This is a genomic window from Helicobacter pylori (genome assembly GCF_002832345.1).
In the GTDB taxonomy this organism is placed as follows: Bacteria; Campylobacterota; Campylobacteria; order Campylobacterales; family Helicobacteraceae; genus Helicobacter; species Helicobacter pylori_CP.
Genome location: NZ_PHLZ01000041.1, coordinates 1 through 3926 on the forward strand (window position 1 = coordinate 1; position 3926 = coordinate 3926).

Sequence of the window (3926 nt, forward strand, 5' to 3'; positions counted from 1 at the left end):
TCTCCAAAGGCGTAACTTTGCGCACTTCCTGCGCTAGATACGAATGTATGGGGATATGATACCATGAATTGGTAGCATTCATCCCAAACACTAAAGATATTTGGGATTTCTGCTTTGGGTGGTTAAAGATGTGGTAGATGAATTGAATGTCCGTTATTTTTTGCCTGACATTCAGCGTGAATACGTGTGGCTCAAAAAAGCCGATGAAAAAAAGATAGAGCAACTTTTTGACTCCATTCTTAGGGGCTATCCTATCGGCTCTTTTTTATTTTGGAAATTACAAAAAGAGGATATAGCCAAGAGCGATGAACAAGATAGCGATAAACTCAATTTCCAACTCTATAAATTTATTGAAAATTACGATGAGCGAAAGCCTCACAATGAAAAAATCCGTATTGAACAAATTAGGTGTGATGATTTGTATATTGTCCTAGATGGCCAACAGCGTTTAACCTCGCTTTATATCGGGCTTAAAGGCACTAGAACGCTTAAAAAAAAGTGGGCTAGAAACGATAACGCTTATGAAGAGAAGCGTTTGTATTTGAATTTGAAGTACCAGCCAAACATGGACAATCCAGAAGACAATTACCAGTTTGAATTCCATGCCAAAACGCCTGAAAACGATGAAAAGCATTTTTGGTTTAAGGTGGGGGATATTTTAGAGTTGGAAAATGGTGCTTTAAATTATGTAACAAAACATGGTTTAAAAGAGAATGAATTGGACTTACTAGAAAAGCTAAAAGACGCTTTTCACAACAAGCAGCTCATTTCATTTTTTGAAGAAAAAGAAAAAAATCTTAATAAGGTTTTAAATACTTTTATCCGTGTCAATAGCGGCGGGGTTAAGTTAAGCTATTCTGATTTATTGATGTCTATTTTGACAGCAAGCTTTTCAAGCGATATTAGAGAAAGAATGAATGAGCTAGTAGATGCTTTAAAAGACAAAGGCTTTCCAAATGTGGGGCAAGATCAGGTGCTAAAAACTTGCTTGCTTCTCATTGGTAAAGACACTACTTTTGAATTAAAAAATTTTAATAAAAAAAATATCAAAGAGATTGAAGAAAATTGGGAAAAGATTACAGAAAGCATTTATAACGCTGCAAAACTATTAGAAAATTTTGGTTATGCGGGCTATCTGGGTTCAGCTTATATTTTATCCAGTTTAGCCTATTTTTATTTTTTAAATTCAAAAATGAATGAGAACGATAAGGAACAAGCCCTAAAATTTGTCCGCAACGCTCAAATCACGAGTTATTTCACTCCTTCAACGGATACAAAATTAAACAACATAGCCAATAGCATGAAGGATGTGAAAACCTTTGAATCATTCAACCACAATTTAGCCAAACACCAAACATGCCCTTTAAAAATCACTAACGATGCTATAGAAGAAATGATGTGTTCTAGTAGCCATGCTTTAGTCTTTCCTGTTTTACAAATCTTATACCCAAACTTGAACTATAAAACCACCACTTTTCATATAGACCATATTTATCCAAAGTCCAAGTTTAATGATAAAAATAAAAAATTAAATAAAGATTTCTATAAGTGGGGGAATTATTTATTCAATCTCCAGCTTTTAGAAGGTGCAGAAAACAGTGCCAAAAAGGATAAAGACCCTGAAGTGTGGCTCAAAGAAGAATATAAAAATGAGCAAGCCATAGAAGAGTATAAAAAAAGAAATTATATTGACCCTACCCTAAAATTAGAATGGGAAAACATAAAGGAATTTCGTGAAACAAGAGAAGAAGCTATCATTAAAAAATTAAAAGAAGTGTTATTACCTAAGTCTTCATAGGAGTGTTTTTTTTGCTGATATAATCGGGTAAAGCGTTTTGACAAAACGGGTAAAACAAAATGTAAAATCGTTTAAGTGATGTTTAATGATAAAAAAGGTAGAATGATTCACTTTTTGAACGATAATAAATTTCATTTACTGCTTGTTATCTAAAAATGCCGTTAAGGTGTAAGGTAGCTATATTAATTTTATCAATCTTAGTTTCAAAATGAAAAATTAAAAGGGCGATAGCCTTAGTGAAAGGATAATCAATAAAACATTTAGGCAAAAAAGAGATAAGAACCTTAGGGTTATCTTCGCTTGGGGGGACTTTAGAGTTTTATGATTTTATTATCTTTGTATTCTTTACGAGTATCATTGCCAAACACTTTTTCCCGAACACGCTCAGCCCTATTTGGTCTGAAATCAACACTTATGGTATCTTTGCTGCAGGTTATCTGGCGCGCCCGCTTGGCGGCATAGTGATGGCCCACTTTGGGGATAAATTCGGTCGTAAAAACATGTTCATGCTCTCTATTTTATTGATGGTGATCCCAACCTTTGCGCTCGCTTTGATGCCAACTTTTAATGATTTGGTGAGTTTTGGCGTTGATAGCATGGGACTTAGCCTAAAAAACGCTCATTATCTTGGTTATATAGCTCCTGTTTTTTTGGTGTTTGTTAGGATTTGTCAAGGCGTTGCTGTGGGTGGTGAATTGCCTGGCGCTTGGGTTTTTGTCCATGAACATGCCCCGCAAGGCCAAAAAAACACTTATATTGGTTTTTTAACCGCTTCCGTAGTTTCTGGGATCTTGCTTGGGAGTTTGGTTTATATCGGGATTTATATGGTTTTTGACAAGCCGGTTGTTGAAGATTGGGCTTGGAGGGTTGCCTTTGGGCTTGGAGGGATTTTTGGTATCATTTCTGTGTATTTGAGGCGCTTTTTAGAAGAAACTCCTGTTTTTCAGCAAATGAAGCAGGACGATGCCTTAGTCAAATTCCCGCTTAAAGAGGTGTTTAAAAACTCTCTCTTTGGTATATCAATCTCCATGCTTATCACTTGGGTTTTAACCGCTTGTATTTTGATTTTTATCCTTTTTGTTCCCAATTTTACCCTCATGCATCCTAATTTTAATTTCACTCCTTTTGAAAAAACCTATTTTCAAATTTTAGGACTTGTTGGTATTGTAAGTTCTATTATTTTAACCGGGTTTTTGGCCGATAAAATCAAACCGCACAAAGTTTGTATGGCTTTTAGTGCGGCCTTTGGTTTTTTTGGCTTTTTATTCTTTAAAGAATTTTATTCTAACGTGCCAAGTTTAGTCAATACCATAGTTTTATACTTTTTAGCCTGCTTTTGCGCGGGTATTATGAATTTTTGCCCCATTTTCATGAGCGATGTGTTTAACGCTAGAATCCGTTTTAGCGGGATTTCCTTTGCTTATAACATAGCCTATGCTATAACCGCTGGCTTTACCCCTCAACTTTCAAGCTGGTTAAACGCAAAAGCCATAGCAGCGCCTGAAAGCTTGCAAAGTTATGGTTTAAGCTTTTATATTTTTGTGGTTGCTTTAATCGCTTTTATCGTATCGCTTTTAATGGCACCAATTTACAATAGAGAAACTTTATGGAAAGAGGGAAAAAGCTAAAAAAGGAAGCGTTATTATTTAAGTTTTAAGCTTATAGTGCAAAAATGACTTAAAGTAAAATGCTGTTAAATAGCCTAAAAATTTAAGATTATTTTAAGCTTTTGAGCTCTCATGAATACGATAATTAAACAGAAAGCGGAAAAATTTTCCGCATAATTATATTGTAATAAAGGGAAAGAAGTTTTTGTTTTTTGATAAGTAATATTAGATCATGTATTAGTGCTTTCAAAAAAAAAAAAAAAGAAAAAAAGAGGGAAGAATAGAAAAAAAGAATGTGAGCTTTAATAAAAAAAACATTCTTTAAGGTTAGTTTTGTAGATTTTTGGTATAATAACAGAGTAATCATCTTGTAGATTAGATTTATCTTAAAAATCTCATTCTTAAAAAAGAAAGCGTTAAAAAAGCTTTGAGCTTTGAACTATTGAGCCAAAGAAAACGCTTGAAAGGCTTCAATCAAGCTTGGCAAAAAGTAAAGCTTGGGGATATTGCCGAGATTAAAA

General features: G+C 34.2%; 2 protein-coding genes and 1 pseudogene. All 3 read left to right on the forward strand.

What is annotated here, in order from left to right; genetic code table 11:
• Nucleotides 1-118: 118 nt before the first annotated feature.
• Nucleotides 119-1798 carry a DUF262 domain-containing protein gene (locus CXY28_RS08395; RefSeq protein ID WP_416136878.1) on the forward strand — a complete coding sequence of 560 codons (1680 nt, stop codon included), beginning with the start codon at nt 119-121 and terminating at the stop codon, nt 1796-1798.
• A 251-nt stretch (nt 1799-2049) separates the two neighbouring features.
• A complete protein-coding gene (locus tag CXY28_RS08400) occupies nt 2050-3426 on the forward strand; it encodes an MFS transporter (RefSeq protein ID WP_100980469.1) in 1377 nt (458 codons plus the stop codon).
• 364 nt (nt 3427-3790) lie between these two features.
• Nucleotides 3791-3926: pseudogene (locus CXY28_RS08865) on the forward strand (restriction endonuclease subunit S); the annotation flags it as partial.